Origin of the sequence: Sulfitobacter donghicola DSW-25 = KCTC 12864 = JCM 14565, from assembly GCF_000622405.1 — a bacterium.
In the GTDB taxonomy this organism is placed as follows: domain Bacteria; phylum Pseudomonadota; class Alphaproteobacteria; order Rhodobacterales; family Rhodobacteraceae; genus Sulfitobacter; species Sulfitobacter donghicola.
This window is the reverse complement of the sequence record NZ_JASF01000005.1, coordinates 1,049,367-1,068,977: the sequence shown is the minus strand read 5'-3', so window position 1 is coordinate 1,068,977 and position 19,611 is coordinate 1,049,367. Positions and strand designations below refer to the sequence as shown.

General features: G+C 54.5%; 17 protein-coding genes and 1 pseudogene. 6 read left to right on the top strand and 12 right to left on the bottom strand.

Annotated features, from left to right (window positions below):
* Positions 1-5 precede the first annotated feature (5 nt).
* The 5 genes and pseudogenes from Z948_RS19325 to Z948_RS17860 all read left to right on the top strand — a co-directional run.
* Positions 6-224, top strand: a pseudogene (locus Z948_RS19325) (transposase); the annotation flags it as partial.
* A 201-nt stretch (positions 225-425) separates the two neighbouring features.
* On the top strand, positions 426-572 hold the full coding sequence (locus Z948_RS19190) for a hypothetical protein (RefSeq protein WP_245604558.1): 147 nt from the start codon (positions 426-428) through the stop codon (positions 570-572).
* 533 nt (positions 573-1,105) lie between these two features.
* Entirely contained in the window at positions 1,106-1,855 is a 750-nt protein-coding gene (locus tag Z948_RS0106110; protein ID WP_025058687.1) for a PDDEXK family nuclease, read from the top strand.
* A 2-nt stretch (positions 1,856-1,857) separates the two neighbouring features.
* Positions 1,858-4,035 carry an integrase catalytic domain-containing protein gene (locus Z948_RS0106105; protein WP_025058686.1) on the top strand — a complete coding sequence of 726 codons (2,178 nt, stop codon included), beginning with the start codon at positions 1,858-1,860 and terminating at the stop codon, positions 4,033-4,035.
* Complete coding sequence (locus tag Z948_RS17860) at positions 4,032-5,057, top strand: hypothetical protein (RefSeq protein ID WP_025058685.1); 1,026 nt, start codon at positions 4,032-4,034, stop codon at positions 5,055-5,057. The genes Z948_RS0106105 and Z948_RS17860 overlap by 4 nt, the downstream gene beginning before the upstream one ends.
* Positions 5,058-5,353: 296 nt before the next feature.
* Here Z948_RS17860 and Z948_RS0106095 read toward each other — a convergent pair whose 3' ends face one another.
* The 8 genes from Z948_RS0106095 to Z948_RS0106060 form a co-directional block, all read right to left on the bottom strand.
* The gene (locus Z948_RS0106095) at positions 5,354-6,088 is read right to left on the bottom strand and encodes a class II aldolase/adducin family protein (RefSeq protein ID WP_025058684.1); all 735 of its coding nucleotides are present in this window, start codon (positions 6,086-6,088) and stop codon (positions 5,354-5,356) included.
* A gap of 24 nt (positions 6,089-6,112) precedes the next feature.
* On the bottom strand, positions 6,113-7,534 hold the full coding sequence (locus Z948_RS0106090; RefSeq protein WP_025058683.1) for a carnitine 3-dehydrogenase: 1,422 nt from the start codon (positions 7,532-7,534) through the stop codon (positions 6,113-6,115).
* Between the two features lie 114 nt (positions 7,535-7,648).
* Positions 7,649-8,434: a carnitinyl-CoA dehydratase gene (locus Z948_RS0106085; protein ID WP_025058682.1), complete on the bottom strand. Its 786-nt coding sequence runs from the start codon at positions 8,432-8,434 to the stop codon at positions 7,649-7,651.
* A gap of 2 nt (positions 8,435-8,436) precedes the next feature.
* Entirely contained in the window at positions 8,437-10,482 is a 2,046-nt protein-coding gene (locus Z948_RS0106080) for an acetate--CoA ligase family protein (protein WP_025058681.1), read from the bottom strand.
* 5 nt (positions 10,483-10,487) lie between these two features.
* Positions 10,488-11,648: an acyl-CoA dehydrogenase family protein gene (locus tag Z948_RS0106075; RefSeq protein ID WP_025058680.1), complete on the bottom strand. Its 1,161-nt coding sequence runs from the start codon at positions 11,646-11,648 to the stop codon at positions 10,488-10,490.
* Positions 11,649-12,028: 380 nt separating this feature from the next.
* Positions 12,029-12,904 carry a LysR substrate-binding domain-containing protein gene (locus tag Z948_RS0106070; protein ID WP_245604557.1) on the bottom strand — a complete coding sequence of 292 codons (876 nt, stop codon included), beginning with the start codon at positions 12,902-12,904 and terminating at the stop codon, positions 12,029-12,031.
* Positions 12,905-13,034: 130 nt separating this feature from the next.
* Positions 13,035-13,775: a class II aldolase/adducin family protein gene (locus Z948_RS0106065; protein ID WP_025058678.1), complete on the bottom strand. Its 741-nt coding sequence runs from the start codon at positions 13,773-13,775 to the stop codon at positions 13,035-13,037.
* Positions 13,772-14,902: a TauD/TfdA family dioxygenase gene (locus tag Z948_RS0106060; protein WP_245604556.1), complete on the bottom strand. Its 1,131-nt coding sequence runs from the start codon at positions 14,900-14,902 to the stop codon at positions 13,772-13,774. The genes Z948_RS0106065 and Z948_RS0106060 overlap by 4 nt, the downstream gene beginning before the upstream one ends.
* 127 nt (positions 14,903-15,029) lie before the next feature.
* On the opposite strand from Z948_RS0106060, the gene Z948_RS0106055 reads away from it, so the two are divergent.
* Positions 15,030-15,950, top strand: a complete 921-nt coding sequence (locus Z948_RS0106055; protein ID WP_025058676.1) for a LysR substrate-binding domain-containing protein — start codon at positions 15,030-15,032, stop codon at positions 15,948-15,950.
* 22 nt (positions 15,951-15,972) lie between these two features.
* On the opposite strand, the gene Z948_RS0106050 is transcribed toward Z948_RS0106055, so the two are convergent.
* The 4 genes from Z948_RS0106050 to Z948_RS0106035 are packed head-to-tail and all read right to left on the bottom strand — an operon-like array spanning position 15,973 to position 19,610.
* Positions 15,973-16,773: a glutathione S-transferase family protein gene (locus Z948_RS0106050; RefSeq protein WP_025058675.1), complete on the bottom strand. Its 801-nt coding sequence runs from the start codon at positions 16,771-16,773 to the stop codon at positions 15,973-15,975.
* An 8-nt stretch (positions 16,774-16,781) separates the two neighbouring features.
* Positions 16,782-17,720 (bottom strand): 3,5-dioxohexanoate:acetyl-CoA acetone transferase, encoded by a 939-nt coding sequence (kce, locus tag Z948_RS0106045; RefSeq protein WP_025058674.1) that lies wholly within the window; start codon positions 17,718-17,720, stop codon positions 16,782-16,784.
* A 4-nt stretch (positions 17,721-17,724) separates the two neighbouring features.
* A complete protein-coding gene (locus tag Z948_RS0106040; RefSeq protein ID WP_025058673.1) occupies positions 17,725-18,750 on the bottom strand; it encodes a branched-chain amino acid ABC transporter permease in 1,026 nt (341 codons plus the stop codon).
* The gene (locus Z948_RS0106035; RefSeq protein WP_025058672.1) at positions 18,747-19,610 is read right to left on the bottom strand and encodes a branched-chain amino acid ABC transporter permease; all 864 of its coding nucleotides are present in this window, start codon (positions 19,608-19,610) and stop codon (positions 18,747-18,749) included. Before Z948_RS0106035 ends, Z948_RS0106040 begins: the two co-directional genes overlap by 4 nt.
* Between the last annotated feature and the right edge of the window lies 1 nt (position 19,611).

The following is a 19,611-nucleotide window of genomic DNA, read 5'->3' as shown; positions in this document are numbered from 1 at the left end:
CGTTTATGCTAAGACTTTCTGGCGATGAACTGGACGTGACGCACTGGCGTATGTTGGCTTCTGGTCTGCCAAAACAAGATATTAAAGATGCTTTTCCAACCCTCGCCGCGGCGGAGCGGCGCCTTGCAACAGTTGTTTGGCCAGACGGTCCGCGTTGTCCCAAGTGTCAAACCGACGACTCCTGGTACATTAAATCGCGGAATCTACGGCAGTGTAGGCGAGAGAAGTGCAGAAAAAAACAATTTTCTTTAAGGTCGGTCTCGCCTCTGCGGCGTTCTAGGATACCGCTGCATAAACTGTTTTATGGAGCGAGTTCACTGATTTGGGCACTGGCAAAAGATGATCTAAGTACCCAGAGAACGATCTCTCAATTGCAGAAGGTCATGGGTTGCTCTTATGTGCCTGCCCGAAATCAAAGATTGTCTATGTTTGCTGATCTCAAGACCGACCGTGGTGGATTTTGGGGGAGCTTGATCTGTATTAATGAGATGACTCCTGCAAGCTACGCTGACGAATGGTATCGCGATTTTATTGATGAGCAGGATCCTTCCTTGCTCTTGGATTTTGGCTGAAAATCACAGAGCCTGAAATAAGTATACATTTCAGTGCTATGACCTGACTTAAGTATATATCGATCGCGGTTCAGCGCCTTCCAATACGTAAAAGACTGTCCTAACTCGAAGTCATGGAACGACTGTTGGTCATCATAAAGGAGCCAGATTGCGAAAAACGAAAAAGTCACCAAAATCGCATAACGCCTTGTAAATAAAGGATTCGACTCCGGTCGCGATCTGTGCATTTTGCTGCGATTACGGAAACTGATTACCCTTACGACCCGGCGAAACCCAACAGAGGAGGACACTAAGCCGAGGTAGAAAAGCAAAAGCCTCGTTGGTGACACAACGAGGCCCTGCCGACTGATCTTGCGACCAATCACCTTCTGAACCCCGAGATAGTATCTTTTACGTCTCCGTTCAACAGCTTTCAAAGCGCGCAAACAGTCCTGCTTATCTCCTGGCCGGAACAGACGTGGGTCGCATCAGCGGCCTCCACCAAACCTTTGAACCTTAAAAACTGCGCCATAACGTGCGCAAACGGAGAAGCTATGTCCATCGATGATATCGAAGATTACGAAACCCTCTATGGGATTAAGAAACGGCCTCGCCAAAGCGTGATCGAGCCACGCGAAATTTACGGCGTTTCGCCTTCACGCGCTGTGCGTAATCCCATCGGCACCAGTGCGTCCTCGCAAAAGACAACTTTCGTTTACAGAGTCCCTGCTACGGGATTCAGGGATGAGGTGGGGCTTACTGATAGCTTGGGCGAAACTTCTGTCTCAGATGAGATTCTAATTTCTCCAGAGACCTATGATCTTGAGTTTCAGGCTCTTGAGTTTCCATACCAGTATCCTGCTGGCACCTCCCGTACGCATACGATTGATATGCGTTTGACCACAATTTCCGGCAAGCGCATCCTTATTTTTGTAAGGTATGAAAAAAGCTTAAAGGATAAAATTACGTGGGAGGAAATCGAGGCAATCAAAGCGGCCTACCCTCGCTCTGAAGCGGATGATTTTTTTGTCATGAACGCCGATGATTATACCCGAGCACGCCGGGACAACCTGCGTCGTATGCATCGCTTGGTGGTATTTCAGCCTGATCCCTTGGCCGATGAAATGGTTTTTGAGACTGTTCAATCGTTGAGGACGCTCTGGCTGATGAAGGATCTCTGGAGAGTGATGTCTTTGTCGAAGGCGCGGATCTTTCAAGCATGTAATCGATTGATCGCGAGAGGCCGTCTCGGTGCAAACATGGATGCAGTGATCTGCCACCATTCCCGTGTTTGGAAGGTCTGAATATGTTGATGCCACGGTACAAAATTCAAAGCGGCATGCAGGTGTCGCATAGTGGAACTGGTACGTTAAGCGTCACGGAAAATTCCGACGGCGGTTACAACACTGTCAGCCTGGAAACTGGCAATACCGAATTTCTCTCCTACAAGGAAATGGTATCGATGTTGGGCCGCCCAGGCACTTCTGCGGCGAACGGGAACCGACCGACCTCATTTGGCAGCGCAAGAATCCGAGACGGTGGGCTTTATTTTGAAGGGCAACTTACACCTCAGTTTCGCCAGCAGAAGCGTTTTCGAGGTGCGTTAATGCGTGCTATCCAATGCATTGAGAAGCAAGGCTTCCGCATTTACGCCACAGGGCTCAATGATCCGGAAATCCGTAGTATGATCCGCGATATTGCGCGCCAAGAGTATCGGGATCACCCGATCTCAGCTGTTTTGCGTGGTGGGTCGGTTTCGTTGGTCGCAGTAATCCCCCGTGGCAGAACGCTAATGGACAAATACGAAATGTGGGTCGGGTCTGGCTTTGATGACATGGTTCTGCCAGATCAGGCTCATTTGCGTGGGAACAGGACCAACCACGGCGTGTCCCTACGTGTTTACGAGTTGATCAGCGAGGCAATCGAAAAAGTTGTTCTTGATAGCCGGAAGCCCACGCCTGCTGCAGTTTTGCGAAAGCATAAGGACTTGGTTGTTAAGGAGAACGAAATCCGTCGCCTCAATGATCTAAAAGACTTAAAAGCGGTCGCTCATAAAACAATCGATAGGCACGTTAAAAACATCAGTAAGACGGCGCGAGATATTGCGCGTAGTGGTGAACGATATGCTGCAAACAATAGGTCAAGCGGTTCGACAGATTATCGGGCTCTGATGATCGGTGAGTTGGTCGAGATCGATGAATGTAAGCTATCGTTGATTGTCGTCGCAAAAAAGACTGGCCTTTGGCAACGGCTGTCTTTGGACCAACAAGACGCACTTGATGAGATCGACGAGATTATCAAGAAGCGCATTTGGCTTGTACTGATGATCGATGTTGCGTCACGCATGCCTCTCGGTTGGGCGCTTACCGATAATCCTTCTGCTGACGTAACCCTCGACGTCATTCGGATGGCGACGCGCGACAAGACACGTGAAGCGCGGCGTTATGGCTGTGAATGTGATCCTATGCCCGCCACCGGATTGGGCTCGTTGAAAGGGGACAATGGCACAGGTTTGCGAAACTCGGAGGTAAAATCCTCGGCGCTCGGGATCAAAACCCAAACAGTTGATGCCCGCGCATATCATGGCGTTGATAAACCCTACATCGAGCGCATGTTCGGAACGATCGAGAGTATCCTGCTGAACTTGCTGCATGGCTACACAGGGCGCCGCGCAGGGCAGCTGCCTGGTTACGACCCGATCAAATGTGGAGTTCTTGATGTTGAGGAACTCTACGGCATCATCACACGCTATCTGGTCGATGAATACCCCTATGAACGTCACTACGGCGTTACGATGATGGGAGCGCGCCCGGCGAATATGGCGCAAGCTGTGAACGATGATTACGGGATGATCCTGCCGCCGCCAGATCATGATCGCCGCATCCAGCTTGGGTGGGCTTCTGAAGTTAAAATTACTGATGAAGGTGTGAAGGTCTTCAACCTACCCTACAACTCCTCAGCTCTTCAAGAATTACGGGACGAGGTGAGAGCTAAGGTCACGGTTTACGTCGACCCAGATAACATCGCGGATGCCACTGTCTTGATCGCTGGTCACCCTGATCCAATTTTGGTTGAGCTTATGTGGACAGCCATGCGTGACCTCACACTCCCAGAATTTCTGGAAGTTGCCCTACAAGCACGTAAGGAAACGCCGGAAGAAACTCGACTTATTGAAAGCCAACTCGCTCGCATTCGCGGCGAGCGGGAAGACCACATGAAAATCCTGGCGCTTGAGCACAAACTACCTCGCAGTTTCATGACGTTGGCGGAGGCCAATGCGAAGGCACATGTCATCCGTACTGGACTTCATGAGTCCCGCCCGGAAAAACCGATGGCGGGGACCACTCCCGCTGGCGGCATTATGGATGCGGCACGGGATGTTTTGCCGGATCATGCAACTGATCAGAACGATGCCACCGATGGGCAAGACATTTCAGAACCAACGCGCTTTGCGCCTCCAAAAGATACGGGAAAACTCTCATGAGCTTCATTCAAGAAAAGACCTTCGCCGTCACCAAGACCCTCGAAGGGGCGCACTACGACTTCGAACGGGCGAAAGTGCTCCGGAGCGGGATGGAATGGATGATCACTGACTATGCAGCAAAAAGCTCGAACGGAAAGCCTTTCGAGGCCAAAGGGCTGATTGTGACCGGGCCGTCTCGAATCGGAAAGTCCGGTGAAATCGGCAAAATGCTTGAAGCTGTGAACGACGGCAGCACCATCATGCCCGATGGCCGCCCGGCAATGATCGAGAAGGTAACATTAGATGGATCGTTGAGCTTCAAGGAACTCGGCAGGCGGACACTTAAAGATGGCCTTGGATACGGGAAAACGGGATCGGACAAAATCTCAAGCCGTGCGAACCAGAGCGACGTCTGGGATAAAGTGTTTTTCCAAGCAAAAGAACAGGGTGTCGTGGGTATCCATTTTGATGAATGCCAACATATCTTTTCCGGCAAGAGCGCGTCAGTTCGAAAAATTATTCTGGATAGCTTCAAATCGCTGCTGAAACGGACCGATTGGCCGCTGATGCTGATCCTGTCTGGTGTAAATGAACTCACTGAGTATGTTTCTGAAGAAGAGCAGCTTTCTTACCTTCTACGGCCGGTGGTCTTCACTGAAATTCGACCCAATAATACTGTAGATCTCAAAGAAATCAGTGACCTTTGTCATCTATATGCTGGCAAAGTTGGGATCGATTTTCCTGAAAATCTCTGGACCTCAGACTTCACAAAACGGCTGGCATTTTGCTCAGCAAATCGTTGGGGACTTTTGATTGAGCTTGTTATTGATGCATTGAAGATCGCTCACTTCAATGACGTAGCGCAGGTCGACACTGAACATTTCTGCAAATCATTTACTGATCGAACAGGGTTTGCAGTGGGGCATTCTCCGATTTCGATCGAATACTACGAAGAAGCATTCGATACGCAAAAAATCTTGGATATGGTCCGTCGGTCCGAGGTGGCCGGAAAATCAGAGGATCGAAAGCGACGACCGAAATAAAGACCTTATCCCATAAACAGCTATGAGCCCGCGCATTGCGCGGTTTTTTTATGTGCACCTCTCGTTCGGAACGGCAAAATTTGCACGCTTATGGATGAATTTTGCATGGATATGGATGCACACCGCCTGCCCCCATGCTATATTGTTTATTTTCATATACTTATGGCTTTGACACTTTGATTCGAAAACGAAATTTGCTCTCTTATGGGCTAATGACAGTTGTCAAAATTGTTCCCCATTATTGCGAACATCGCTTGAAATAGTCCGGAACTAAACGGTGACAGGTCCACCGGCAATCAACCACGATAGTCAGCGCCTAGCCCCTCGATTGAGCGTAAATGCGCCTGCCATTCCAGCTCCAGATCGCCATCTTCTTCATTCATCTGGACAAATTGCTCATGCACCCGTGTGGCAATTACATCATCCACCAAACGCAGCGGCTGGCCGGTTGATGTCGCGGCCACCTGTATCTCGCAGGCGCGTTCAAGATAGAACATGTTGCTAAACATCTCGGCGGCACTGCGCCCTGTGGCGATCAAGCCGTGGTTGCGCAGCATCAACACGGGGTGCTCGCCGAGATCGGCAACGATACGATCACGCTCATCGAGGTCAAGCGCGATGCCTTCAAAATCATGGTAGCCAATGCGATTGTGAAATTGCAGAGAGATCTGGTTGAGCGGCAAAAGTCCTTCTTCCATGCAAGACACGGCCACACCTGCGCGCGTGTGCGTATGCATAATCCAAGCAGCATCATGGCGGTTCATATGCACCGCAGAATGGATGGTGAAGCCCGCGGGGTTTACCCTGTATGGGCTGTCGTCCACTTTGTTTCCCTCAACGTCGATCTTTACCAGCGAAGAGGCCGTGATTTCCTCCCAACGCCAACCATAGGGGTTGATGAGAAAATGCTCATCCTCACCAGGCACACGCGCTGTGATATGGGTATAGATCAAATCGGTGAACTTATAGAGCGCCGCCAAGCGGTAGCAGGCAGCGAGCTCTTCTCGGGTCTTTTGTTCTTCAGGGGTCATCAATCTCTCCAATTCAACAGCGGGTTATCCTCGATCCCCAACCGATCCGCCCGCACCTTCAGCAGAGAAATCGGAATGGGCCTTGGCCAGATCCTCCAGCGCGTCGGCGACGGCCGCCTCTGGCGGACAGGCGCGGCGGGTGCTCAGGTTTGTATGCAGCAACAGGGTCTCAAGGGTCGCGCAGACCGTGCCATCTTCTTTGATCACACGGTGGAACAGCTTCATCTTTTTCCCCGCCCCCTCAAGTACTTGTGTCGTCACCGTCAGCATCTCACCGCGATGCACTTCGTCGAGGTAGCGGATGCGGGTGTCGACGGTAAAATAGCTTTTGCCAGAGGCCACATACTCGGCATCAGCCCCGATCATCTGCATCAGCCCGTCGCTCGCCCAAGAGCCAAGTTCGAGATAGGCCGCTTCATTCATGTGACCGTTGTAATCGGTCCAGACCACGGGTACCGCGCGGCGCAGCGTGATTGGTAATCCCTCGATCTCTCCAGCGACTTCCAACTTTGCTTCATGTGTGGCGATAACCCCGCCAGCGCCGCTGCCTGTATGGCGAAGCGCACGTAGGATCGCGACCAGATTGTCATCGCGCAGGCGCTCCAACTCTCGGATCGACATGTGCCCAGATTGTGCGTCAGACTGTTCGCTGATCATCCCAATCAAGGCGTCGTCAAGTTCGGGCACATCGGTCAGCTTGGTCCATGGCCATTGAAGGGACGGGCCAAATTGCTCGATATAGCTTTTCATGCCCGCTTCACCACCGGCAATGCGATAGGTCTCAAACAGACCCATCTGCGCCCATCTCAGGCCAAAGCCCATGCGGATTGCATCGTCGATTTCCTCGGTGGTGGCGATGCCGTCTTTCAGCATCCAAAGGGCTTCGCGCCAGACCGCTTCTTGAAACCGATTGCCAATGAAGGCGTCGATTTCAGTTTTGAGAATGAGGGGGTGCATCCCGATGGAGGTCGCAATCGTCGTCGCTTTTTCGCACAGCTCCGGCGCGCCCGAAATTTCCAGAAGCGGCAAAAGGTAGACTGGATTGAACGGATGCACGACCACCACAGGCGCGCCTTTGGCGGCCAAATTAGAAGCTTTGAAACCAGAGGTCGAAGACGCGATAAAAGCGCCCTCAGACAATGAAAGCGAGATTTCACTGTAGACCCTATGTTTGAGATCAAGCCGCTCGGACACGCTCTCTTGCACCCAATCGGCACCGGTCACCGCCTCAGCGATACTCTCGCAAAACCGCAAGCTGCCTTCGGCTGGCAAGGGGCGGTCGTAGATCGCTGGCAGTGACGCGCGGGCATTGTCCAAAACCTCGCCTATCTTACGCTCCGCCTCTGGGTCGGGATCGAAGACCGCAACGTCCCAGCCATTCAGCAAGAACCGTGCGGCCCAGCCACCGCCAATGACGCCACCGCCGATGATGGCCGCGCGGCTCATGCCTTCACCTCAGGCATTGCGCGTTCGATTACGTCAAGGTTGAAGCCCGACCAGTTACAGCCAGCGGTGAGGAAATGTGTTCGGCTCATTGATCGTGGCATTTTACTGATCCTCTTACCGGCCCTTCCAGACCGGATCGCGTTTCTCGGCAAAGGCAAGCGCGCCTTCTTTTTGGTCCTCTGAGCGATAGAGGCGTTCAACAGTTTCGAATTGGCTGGAGGTGATGCGGTTCAGCGCATCTTGGAATTTCATGTCTTCGGCCTCTCGCGCAATTTCCTTGATCGCGGCAAAGACCAGCGGCGGACCAGCGGCGAGCTCATCCGCCATTTTGCGCGCCTCAGTCATTAGATCAGCTGCGGGCAAAATGCGGTTCACCAACCCCCAGCGGTGGCCTTCTTCGGCATCAAACCAACGGCCCGTATACAACAGCTCCATCGCGATGTGATAGGGAATGCGCTTTGGCAGCTTGATCGAGGCGGCGTCGGCCACGGTCCCAGAGTTGATCTCTGGCAGGGCAAAGGTGGCGTGATCTGCCGCCAGAATAATGTCAGCGCTGATCGCCAACTCCAACCCGCCGCCACAGGCGATACCGTTCACCGCCGCGATCACTGGCTTGTTCAGCCCACGTAGTTCTTGCAGGCCGCCAAAACCGCCCTTGCCGTAATCTGCATCCGCCGCTTCGCCGTCAGCGGCCGCTTTTAAATCCCAACCTGGGCAAAAGAACTTTTCCCCCGCGCCCGTGATGATCGCCACGCGCAGCTCTGGGTCATCACGAAACGCGGTGAAAACTTCACCAAGTTCCTGACTGGTTGCCATGTCGATTGCATTGGCTTTAGGCCGGTTCAGCGTAACTTCAAGAACCGCACCTCGGCGTTCGGTTTGGACGTTCTGAGCGCTCATGGCTACTCCTCCATTCTAATAAGTGCATCCGCCGCTACGGCATCTTTAGTGCGGCAGATCAGCGGGTTGATTTCGATTTCGTGCAATGTTCCGACGTGTTCGCCCACTAGCGCCTGAAGCCCCATGACCGTATCGAGTACGGCGTCGAGATTAGCAGGCGCACGGCCACGATAGCCAGTCAAAAGCGCGCCGGTCTTTAGTGCGGACAAGGCGGATCGCACCTCGTCGCGGCCGGCAGGGATGATCAGGGAAACGGTGTCACGGATAAGTTCGGTCAGGATGCCCCCCATCCCCATTGTTAGGACAAACCCATGCGCTGGATCGCGGGTCACGCCGACGATCAATTCGGCCACTGTGCCGGTGATCATCTCCTCGACGAGAAAGCTTTTGGCAGGCATTGTTTCCGCAGCCTTGGTGACCGCGCCCGCCTCGGTGAGGTTCAGGACCACTGCGCCGGCTTCGGTCTTATGCGCGATGCCTTCACCTTTGAGCACAACGGGAAAGCCGATTTTTGCGGCCTGTGTACCTGCCTCAGCCGCTGTCATCGCGCGTTGGGATTGGGGCACACGGACACCAAAACTCGACAAAAGCGCCTTTGCCTCAGCTTCTGAGAAAACACGCGGATCGCCGAGACCCTTCAGCGGTTGCAGCACGGGGGCAGGGCGCTTGGCGGTATCAACACGCGCGCCGACCTCCGCAGCAGCACAAATCGCGCGCAAAGCATTACCCATACCACAAAGCGGCACGACACCCAGATCAAGCGCACGCTGCGCTACGGCTTCGGGCAGGCCTTCAGCCAAAAGCGAAACCATGGCCATGGGCGTGCCCGTCACCTCACGCGTTTTGGCGATGGCACGCAGCACCTGATCATATTCTGGCGCATTAAACCTATCGTCGCGCGGATAATCCAACACAACACAGCCAAGCCCAAGCGCCGCATCGCAAAGTGCGGTGAACGTCGCGGTCAGCGCCGCTTCGTCACCCCAAATATAGGTGTTGTAATCTAGCGGATTGGCCAGTGCGACTTTGGGGCCCAAAGCGGCGCGTAGGCCTTCAGTTTGTTTGGTGTCCAGCTGCGGATAGATAACGCCCGCCACCTCGCCCATATCCGCCATGAGAGACGCCTCACCGCCAGAGCAGGACGCCGATGCAATTCGGCTAGAGCGCAACCCACCGGTGACGTGCAGCAGCTTCAGCGTCTCGATGAGTTCCGTCGGCGTATCGACCTGCGCAATGCCCAGACGTTTGAGCAAGGCGCGCGCACCTGAATCAGAGCCGGTCAAAGACGCTGTGTGCGAGACGGCCGCCGCCTGTGCTTGCTCTGAGCTGCCAACACGCAGCGCAACGATCGGTTTGCCCAACTCAGACGCGCGGCGCGCTAGCTCTTCAAACGCAGGGAGGTCGCTGATCCCCTCGATGTGAAGCCCCAGAGCCGTGATGCGGGGGTCTTCCAAAAAGGCGATGCCAAGGTCGGACATCGTGGCCTGCGCTTGGTTGCCCGCTGCGACGACAGCCGCCAGAGGCAGGCCGCGCCGTTGCATTGTGAGGTTGATCAACACATTGGAAGACTGGCCGACGATAGCGACACCGCTGTCAACTGGGGTCATGCCGTGCCGGTCTGGCCAAAGCGCCATGCCGTCGAGCGCGTTTACGATGCCATAGCAATTCGGCCCCAAAACGCTCATCTTGCCTGCGGCTTCAACCAGTTGAGCCTGCAGCTCTGCCCCATCGGTCAGCTCTGACACGGCCTCGCTGAACCCCGCAGCAAAGCACACGGCACCACTGCACCCCAGGGCGGAAAGCTCCGCTGTGACCGAAACGGTCAACGCGCGGTTCACGCCGATGAAAGCAGCATCAGGCACCCCCGGCAGGCTTGCAAGATCAGGATAAGCCGGCAGGCCACCGACCTCTGCTTTTTTGGGATGCACCGGCCAGATCGGTCCTGTGAAACCAGTGTCGCGGCATTGGCGCACGACGCTTTCGCACCATGTGCCGCCGCCAATGACAACGACAGCTTTCGGTGAGAAGAAACGGCTTAGAGATTTCATGCGTGTTACGCTCCCAAAGGACGGAACAAATCTCGGCTGATGATGTGGCGCTGAATTTCCGAGGTACCATCCCAGATGCGCTCAACCCGTGCATCGCGCCAGAAGCGCTCAATCGGCAGCTCATCCATCAACCCCATGCCGCCGTGGATTTGCAGCGTTGCATCAGTCACACGCGCCAGCATCTCGGTTGCATAAACCTTGGCGGAAGCGATCTCGCGGTTGGCTGGAAGCCCCTGATCGAGGCGCCAAGCGGCGGAAAGCGTCAGCCAGTCAGCGGCGTCAATTTCGGTGATCATATCGGCGATCTGGAAGCTCACGCCTTGGAATTTGCCGATGGGCTGGCCGAATTGTTTGCGCTCGGCGGCATAGTTCAGCGCGTAATCAAACACGCGGCGCGCGCGGCCGACAGAATTGGTCGCAACCGTGATGCGCGTGGCATAGAGCCATTCGTTCATCACCTCAAAGCCGCCATCAACCTCGCCCAGAACCTGCGCGTCCGACAGACGGCAATTGTCAAAATAGAGAACGCTGTTCTGGTAGCCGCGGTGCGACACAGAGTTGTAGCCGTTTGCGATTTCAAAGCCAGGCGTGCCGCGATCCACGAGGAAACAGGTGATGCGCTTCTTTGGCCCGCGCGGTGTTTCATCAACGCCAGTCGCCACGAACACAATCACGAAATCAGCATGTTCCGCGCCAGAGATGAAGTGTTTGGAGCCATTAACCACCCAATCACCGCCATCGCGCACAGCGGTGCATTTCATACCGCGCACGTCGGAACCTGCGTCAGGCTCGGTCATTGCCAGCGCGTCCATCTTTTCGCCGCGCACAGCTGGCATCAGATATTTCTCGATCTGATCGTCCTTACAGGCCATCAGGATGCCCTGCGGGCGGCCAAAGAAATGTGTCAGCGCCATTGAGCCACGGCCCAGTTCGCGTTCAACCAGCGCAAATTCAAGATGCGACAGGCCAGGGCCGCCGACGCTTTCTGGGAAGTTCGAGGCGTAAAAGCCCAAGTCCATGCATTTTTGTTTGATGTCTTGCGCAATCTCTGCGGGGACTTCGCCCATACGCTCGACAAGCGCCTCATGGGGGTAGATTTCGTTTTCAACGAAGCTGCGGACGGTAGAGACGATCATCTCTTGTTCGGAGGTCAGGCCAAAATGCATGATGTATTTTCCTTCATGTGGAAAGGATGTTGTTTTTAGGGGTGAAACAGCGCGTGACGGGGGCTGCGCTGTCTAAACTATGGGTAAGAGCTGGGATCAGCTGGGTCTGGGTACCTTTCGCCAAGGGGGTGCTGATCGCAACAGAAACCAATTGCTCAAGGTGGTCAGGCGCGACATAAATTCACCGCCTTTGATGCCAAGGGTGCTGTCAGGTAAATTGTTGGAACTTAATAATATTTTTCCACCAAAACTGGTTTTAATTTGCGTTGAACCTGACACAAGCATCTCGCCTTCTCAACCTTTACGTTAGGGGTGAGGGTTGCGAATGGTCTTGTTAATTGCAAATGAAACTTCTTATCTCACCTGACAAACGTTATTTGTCATGCCCCTTCATTTGGAGCAATTCGGCTCACTTCCAAACGTGTTTTCAACCAGTTATGAAATTCAATCACAAGCGGGTTTTCTAGGTTTTCTTCCGGCGTGCAGAGAAAATAACCCGTATCAGAATGCAAAGACTGTGAAAACGGACGCATCAATCGGCCTTCGCGCAAATCTGACGCCCAAAGAACCGTATCGCAAATCGCGATTCCTTCACCCGCAAGCACCGCAGCATGCACGATATTCATATCGGAATAACAAACCCCCCGATGGGCATTTTCCTTTGGTAAGCCCGACAATTGCATCCAATTTTCCCAATCGGTGAAGTCATGCATGTGCAAGAGCGTTGCAGAATTAAGAATTTTCGGGTCGTTGAAGCTTTTGAACCGGCTAAGGTAGGCTGGGCTGCACAGGGGGGTAAATTCGACCGCCAATAGTAGTTCCGCTGCGACATGGGCGCGTGGTTCATGACCAAAGGTGATAAAAGTGTCGATGTCAGGGTTGCTGATATTGCCAAGTTGATGACTGCTAATGATATCCAGCACCACCTCTGGATTTGCAGTTAGAAAATCACCTATGTTCAGACACAGCCACGCGGCAGCAAAGCCCGATGGTGCACTTACGGCCAAACGGCCGCTCAATCGGTCTTGAGAGACGCGCGCGGTAGATCTTGCGATAATATTCAGTGCGCGGCGCACATCCTCGGCATAGGCACGTGCGCGTGCTGTGATTTCACTACGGTTGCCGCTGCGCTCAACAAGTTTGAACCCCAGATCCCGCTCCATGAGGCGAAGCTGATGGCTGATCGCGCTGCGGGTGACATTCAGCTCGGAGGCGGCACGCCACAGCGCGCCGTTGCGCTCCACACTTTCAAGCACACGCAGCGCCTGGATTGAGGGAAAACGTTTGATGGCGGTTCTCCTGTAAAAACGCCCTCGAAGCATAGCGCATCAAGAGCGTCCTTTCGAGATCAAAACGACTGCCCCTAAAGGTATCCAGCACAGTGAATCAAAGAGGCGGGAGTTGCGATCTGAGGTATTCAAAATGCCGCTGGGCCATGCCGCGATAGGCAATCCAACCATCTGCCGTGTTCTGCGCCACAGCATCTGAAAGCACCGCCAAGGGTTGGCCCGATGAATGCGCCAGAATGATTGTCTGCGCTGCCTTTTCGAAGAAATACAAATCTTCAAATGCACCAGCAACAGTATCGCCAACGATGGTCACCCCATGATTGCCCATAACCAGAACCGACTTGTCGCCCAGCCGCTCTGCCAGCCGCTCGCCCTCTTCCTCCGCATCGGCAATGCCGCCAAAGTCGAGATCATAGGCCGTGCGGCCATAGAACCGCGCAGTGTTGTTGTCTAACGGCACTACGGTTGGGTCTTTTAGACAGGCCAGCGCAGTGGCGTAGGGCGAATGGCAGTGTAAAATCACCTTCGCCTCGGGTTTGCGCCGGTGCAGCGTGCCGTGGACGCACCAAGCTGACACATCAGGCGCGTTCGGGCTGTTGAGCACCGTCTCGTCATTGCTGTCGAGCAGCAAGAGGTCCTCGGGACGGATTGTCGCGAAATGCTGCCAACGGGGGTTGAGCAGAAAACGCGCCCCGTCCTCCGAGGCCGCTGCACTGAAATGATTGCCAACAGATTCACTCCACCCCAACTGATGGCAAATCCGAAAGGCATCCGCGAGATCCCGCCTCAGGGCAATAGGATCCGCGAGAGATTGATCAGGGGAAACATGGGTGTTCATGCCTTGAACCTTCCTTCGCTAACCAGCGCGCGATAGACCGACCGCATTTCGGCGCGATCCGTGTAACAGCCCCGCAAATAACGGTCGCCACTGGTTGCCGAATAGGCCGCCCGCCCATGCACGATGCGGTGATTATCAAACACCATACATTCGCCCGCCTGCATAAGGAAATGCATCATGTATTTATCTTCTTGCAGCATCCGGCCGAAACGGCAGAAGGCAGGATAATAACGGTCAAGAAGCTCCTGATCCAGATCAATGATATCCAGCATGTGCTGGCTGATCGTAAGACCCGAAACCGCGCCATGTTGATCCAACTCGATCACCGTTTGGCGCGAGCGCATGTCGTAATCGTCATGCTCGCAATAGAATGGGACAGAAACCTCGGAAAGCAGCTTGAAACCCTCAGGGTCACGTTGCCGGAAATCATTGGCCACCGCCACCCCATCCGCATAAAGGCTCTCGCCGCCCTGCACGCTATTGGCGCGGCAATGTAGGAACTGAATGCCTGGGGCGTGTTCTTCCGCTGGTGTGTCGGTGTGAAGCTCCAGCGCGGCGGATGTATAGGCCGTGTTGGTCGGGTTAATATAGGTCTTCACGTCGAAATAATCGCCAAAGAAAGTCGGGCGAACTTCACCGATCAGTTTCGCGGTTTCGGTCAATGCCGCGTCACTGTCCGGCATGTCGGTAAGGATGGCAAACCCCTCGACCAACATCGCCTCGATCCATTTACGGCGCACCTGCGGGTCGGCCACAAGCTCTGGCTGGCTAAAGCGTGGCACATTCGGGAAGTGGTCCCCGAACCAAGCCTCGCGCGGCAAGTCTGCGGGGTCTTGGCGCGGGCCAGCGGTGGCGTAGGTTTCAAGCAGGCTCAATGGAAACTGTGTGACGTGATCCTCGCCAGACCATACGATCTCAAGCGCGTCACCGGTGACCTCGGCGGTTATCGGTGTCGGGGCATCCTCGAGGTGAAAAATATCAAAGCTGCGCTCGCGCGTTGTGCTGCTGAACGAGCTTGGGCAATTGTCGCGCAGCCAGTAGTAGTTAAAGTAATGTGACTGACCGTCGGCAAGGACAACATCAAGGCCCCGTTCTTTTAGAACCGGCGCAGAAATGGGGTTTGTCATGACATTCATGCTATATCTCAACATCTTTGAGTGAAAAGGGAGGTGTTCCTGATCGCAGATATCTCACGGCTTTTCATATCCGAACAGCGCGTTTAGGCTAAACGTAACATAAGCAAACGGTAATGTTATGGATCGCTTCCCGCCACTCCGCCTTCTCACCACATTCGAGGCCTTCGCCCGCCATGGTTCGATGCAACAGGCCGCAGCCCTGCTGAATGTGACGCAGCCCGCCGTGAGCCAAGCACTCAAAGCACTCGAAACTCACATCGGTGCGCCGCTCATCGACCGCACGCGCCGCCCTGCGGGGCTAACAGAGGCAGGAGAGATCTTGGCCCGCGCTGTGCGTGACGGGTTGGGGCAAATCTCGGCGGGGATCGAAGATATTCGCAGCCTCGCTGGATTAACAGGCAACCAAATTACTATTTCCTGCACGGTTGGCATGGCGACTTATTGGTTAATGCCGCGGTTACCAGAGTTCTATGCGCGTTTCCCTGAAATCACCGTCAACGTGCAGGCACCTGCAACCGATCTGCCGCATTTGGCCCCCGGAATTGACATTGCGATCCGTTATGGGACCGGCGACTGGCGCGAGGGCATTACGCATAAACTTTTCGACGAACACATCTGTCCTGTCGCGGCACCCGCGTATCTGGAACGCATGCAAGCCGCCGGCATCGGCCTTGACCGCGCATCACTGATCCACGTCCGCAGCCCACACAACAGGCATTGGGCAGGGTGGGAGGATTACTTTCGCGCCACAGGCCTCTCTCGTGAACGGCTTTTAGGACAAAGTTTCAACAACTACGTGCAGGCGGTACAAGCCGTGCAGGCGGGGCAGGGGCTGATGCTTGGCTGGAAATCCATCGTGGACGGGGCCCTGCGCGATGGGTCCCTGCAGATGTGGCCAGATGGCGAGGTTGATTTGGGCATGTCCTATTTCGTCACTGCGAAAACCCCGCTCTCGGACGCCAGCAATAGTTTTATCAACTGGATCGTCGCGTCGGATAACCTAACCCATTTCGATTATTCGAAAGCCCCTAACGTTTAAGCCGAACGCTTTGGTTCCCCTGTCAGAGGAAGCTGCTGATATCCGTACCTTCTGCACGACGTGAGTCCGTGTAGGATCGGAACATATCAATGGCGCCTGAATGCTCCCAATCGACCAGCCCTGTTTGATAACTTTGGCGGGTTTTCATACGCTCGAACCACTGCAAGAGATTTGGCGTGCGTTCAAACGGCCAGCCCATCAAATCAAACCGATGCGCATTGGGCATCCATGCCACGTCTTCAAGGGTCATTTCCTCACCTGCCAGAAAAGCCCGCCCATCGCTAAGGCGCCTGTCCAGAAGTTCGAAATCGTCACGGGTGCGGATCACGGCCTGCTTAATGCGGTCCCGTTCAAACCCAGCGGCAAAATCGCGGTAAAATGCGGTTAGCCATGCGTTCTTGTGGTTGCGCTGAAATGCTTGGGCAACCTCGTCCGATTTGGCAGGGGCGCCTCGAAACAAAAACTCGAACGTCAGAAGCTTTAAGTCCAACTGTGCCGCATCTGCCCTAGCCAAGACATCGCGCGAGGCGCCGTTCATCAGCGGGCTATCAGCGCCCGCCACATGTTGGATGATATCAATGCTTTCGATAATCAGATGCCCATCATCAACCAATGCGGGCACGACCCCTTTAGGGTGGATCGATTGATAGGCTTCTGATGCATGTTCGCCCCTTTCTAAATCGACAACGTGGCTATCGAATGTCTGGTCGGTTTCGGCCATCACGATACGCACGCGCTGCGAGCAGCTCGACATGGGGGCGTGCCAAAGGTGCAACCCGCTCAGGGCTTTGAGGCTTTGGTCTTTGGGTTCAATTTCAGGCATTTCGATCCTTAAAAGGCGACCTTGTCGCCCCCTTTGAGGTCCAGAATTTCGCGCGCTTCGTCTGGTGTGGCCACTTCACAACCTAAATCTTCGACAATGCGACGGATTTTGGCGACTTGCTGTGCGTTGCTTTCGGCGATCTTCCCACGCGAGATGAACAGGCTGTCTTCCAGCCCAACACGGACGTTCCCGCCCATCTGGCTGGCCGTGGTGGCCAATGACATTTGCGAACCGCCAGCGCCCAGCACAGACCAGCGATAATCGTCACCGAACAGGCGATCTGCCGTGCGTTTCATAAAGACGAGGTTGTCCACTTCTGGCCCGATGCCGCCAAGAATACCAAAGATAAACTGGATGAATACCGGTGCCTTGAACAGGCCAATATCCATGCAGAATTTCAGGTTATAAAGATGGCCAACGTCATAGCATTCGTGTTCGAATTTCACGTTATGCGGGGCCAGTGTTTCTGCGGCCTCTTTGATGTCGCGGAAGGTGTTGCGAAAGATGTTGCCGTCAGAATTCTTGACGTAATCCTTTTCCCAATCGAACTTCCAATCGTCATCACCATAACGTCCGGCAAGCGGGTGGAACGAGAAATTCATCGACCCCATATTCATTGAACACATTTCCGGCGAAAAGGTCTTGGCAGGGGTGATGCGATCCTGAATGGATAGCGTCAAAGAGCCACCTGTCGAGATATTCACCACAGCGTCTGTGGCTTGTTTGATCCGTGGCAGGAAGGGTTGGAAATCTTTGACATCCACAGACGGCGCGCCGGTTTCGTTGTCACGGGCGTGCAGGTGCAAGATGGAGGCGCCGGCCTCGGCGGCCTCCAGCGCCTGTTGGGCGATGTCATCATAGGTATAGGGCAACGCATCTGACATCGTCGGCGTGTGGATTGCACCGGTAACAGCGCATGTGATGATGGTCTTTTGATTTTTGGCCATGGGGTCAGTCCGCCTTGTTGGATTTTTGTTGAACACGGTAGCTCAGAGGGAAAAGTTGCAGATCATATCGCGCACGGATGAGGCCCCAAACACCCTTGGGCGCTTTGAGCATCACAACGATGGCGACGATGCCAAGAACGATCAGATAGGTCGTCCCCAGATCAGCAAGTGTTTCACGCAGAGCGAAGAAGATAAGTGTGCCGATGATCGGGCCTTCGATCGTGCCGATGCCCCCGATTACGACAATAAAGATCACAAAGGCCGTCCAATCGTTGACGCTAAAGGCTGCATCTGGCGAGATGCGCAATTTTTGCAAAAAGATCAGCGCCCCGACCATTGTCGTCAGACCAGCCGTAACAACATAGACAACGAATTTTGTGCGCCAAATGTCGATCCCGAGGGATCCTGCCGCCAACTCATTGTCGCGAATAGCCGTGAGCGCCAATCCGTTGCGCGACCGCAAGAACAGATAGACCGCCGCGATCACCACCACCGCAATGCCAAGCGCCAACCAATAGCTTAACGCTTCTCGGCCAGAGCGGGATGCCGCCAAGGATTTGACAATCCCTACGGGTAAGGATGAACCTGATCCGCCGCCCAAACTGGACATTTGTGCAAACGAAAGGCGGAAAACTTCGGCAAAGACCCAAGTCCCGATTGCAAAATAGGCCCCCCGCAGACGAAAGATCAAAACAGCCATCGGAACAGCGATCAGCGCGCCTAAAACGCCTGCTGCACCGATCGCAAAGATTGGGTGCAAGCCGCCAAAGATCGTTAAAGCAAATAGCATATAGCCGCCAAAGCCGACAAAGGCTTGTTGCCCCACGGATACTAGGCCCGCATAGCCAGCCATCAGGTTCCACAGCGAGGCGAGCGCGAGGTAGAGAAAGATTTCCCCCATCAGGCGCATGTCTGCTCGCCCCGCCCACCAAGGCGCGGCGATTAGGATCAGAAGGACCAAGGCCCCGAGGATGGCGGCGACACGCGCCGCCTGAGAAGAGCGCGAAACAGTGTGGTTTTGAATACTCATCCTGAAATCCTCGGGAAAAGGCCGTTGGGACGCACAGCTAGGATCAAAAGGAACACGATATGGCCTGACAGAACTTGCATTCCTGGGTCAATCTTGGCGCCGATTGTTTGGGCCACACCAAGGATGATACCGCCCGCCAATGTGCCCCACAGATTGCCAAGCCCGCCAATGATCACCGCCTCAAATCCAAAGATCAGGCGGCCTCCGCCAACCGAGGGATCAAAGCTGGTGCGAATACCGAGCAAAATGCCCGCAATTGCCGTCACCGCAAGCGCCAAGGCCATGGCGAGGCCAAAGATGTGGCGACGGTTCAGCCCCATAAGCTGCGCGATATCCTGATTGTCGGACACGGCGCGAAAGGCGCGGCCAAGGGCCGTGCGATAAAAGGTCCATTGCAGCCCCCAGATGACAGCAACCGCGATGGCAAACGTCAGGACAGGGAGCACGCCAAGCGTCAGACCTGCCAAATCAAAGCTGGCCGTTTCCAAAGCTCCGGCATCCATCTTTTGTGGATCGGCTGTGTAAACCTCGAGTAATGTGTTTTGCAGGATCACAGACAAGCCGAACGTTACCAGCAGGGGGGGCAGCAAATCATCCCCCAATGTCTGGTTCAGAATGCCACGCTGAAGAGCGTAACCGATCAGACCCATTGCAGGCACCACAAGCAACAGCGCCAACAGCGGGTTTACCCCAGCGACTGTTGTCACCGTTAGGCCCAGATAGGCCGCCAAGATGATCAAATCGCCATGGGCGATGTTGACCAGTCGCATAACCCCGAAAATCAAAGACAGCCCTGCCGCGAACAGTGCATAAAGCCCGCCCAGCAAGGTTCCTTGGACTACTGCATTCAGCCATTCCATG

Coding starts and splice junctions, on each gene's coding strand:
- Z948_RS19190 (WP_245604558.1), top strand. CDS start 426: ATGTTTGCTGATCTCAAGACCGACCGTGGTGGATTTTGGGGGAGCTTG.
- Z948_RS0106110 (WP_025058687.1), top strand. CDS start 1,106: ATGTCCATCGATGATATCGAAGATTACGAAACCCTCTATGGGATTAAG.
- Z948_RS0106105 (WP_025058686.1), top strand. CDS start 1,858: ATGTTGATGCCACGGTACAAAATTCAAAGCGGCATGCAGGTGTCGCAT.
- Z948_RS17860 (WP_025058685.1), top strand. CDS start 4,032: ATGAGCTTCATTCAAGAAAAGACCTTCGCCGTCACCAAGACCCTCGAA.
- Z948_RS0106095 (WP_025058684.1), bottom strand. CDS start 6,088: ATGACCCCTGAAGAACAAAAGACCCGAGAAGAGCTCGCTGCCTGCTAC.
- Z948_RS0106090 (WP_025058683.1), bottom strand. CDS start 7,534: ATGAGCCGCGCGGCCATCATCGGCGGTGGCGTCATTGGCGGTGGCTGG.
- Z948_RS0106085 (WP_025058682.1), bottom strand. CDS start 8,434: ATGAGCGCTCAGAACGTCCAAACCGAACGCCGAGGTGCGGTTCTTGAA.
- Z948_RS0106080 (WP_025058681.1), bottom strand. CDS start 10,482: ATGAAATCTCTAAGCCGTTTCTTCTCACCGAAAGCTGTCGTTGTCATT.
- Z948_RS0106075 (WP_025058680.1), bottom strand. CDS start 11,648: ATGCATTTTGGCCTGACCTCCGAACAAGAGATGATCGTCTCTACCGTC.
- Z948_RS0106065 (WP_025058678.1), bottom strand. CDS start 13,775: ATGAACACCCATGTTTCCCCTGATCAATCTCTCGCGGATCCTATTGCC.
- Z948_RS0106060 (WP_245604556.1), bottom strand. CDS start 14,902: ATGACAAACCCCATTTCTGCGCCGGTTCTAAAAGAACGGGGCCTTGAT.
- Z948_RS0106055 (WP_025058676.1), top strand. CDS start 15,030: ATGGATCGCTTCCCGCCACTCCGCCTTCTCACCACATTCGAGGCCTTC.
- Z948_RS0106050 (WP_025058675.1), bottom strand. CDS start 16,773: ATGCCTGAAATTGAACCCAAAGACCAAAGCCTCAAAGCCCTGAGCGGG.
- kce (WP_025058674.1), bottom strand. CDS start 17,720: ATGGCCAAAAATCAAAAGACCATCATCACATGCGCTGTTACCGGTGCA.
- Z948_RS0106040 (WP_025058673.1), bottom strand. CDS start 18,750: ATGAGTATTCAAAACCACACTGTTTCGCGCTCTTCTCAGGCGGCGCGT.
- Z948_RS0106035 (WP_025058672.1), bottom strand. CDS start 19,610: ATGGAATGGCTGAATGCAGTAGTCCAAGGAACCTTGCTGGGCGGGCTT.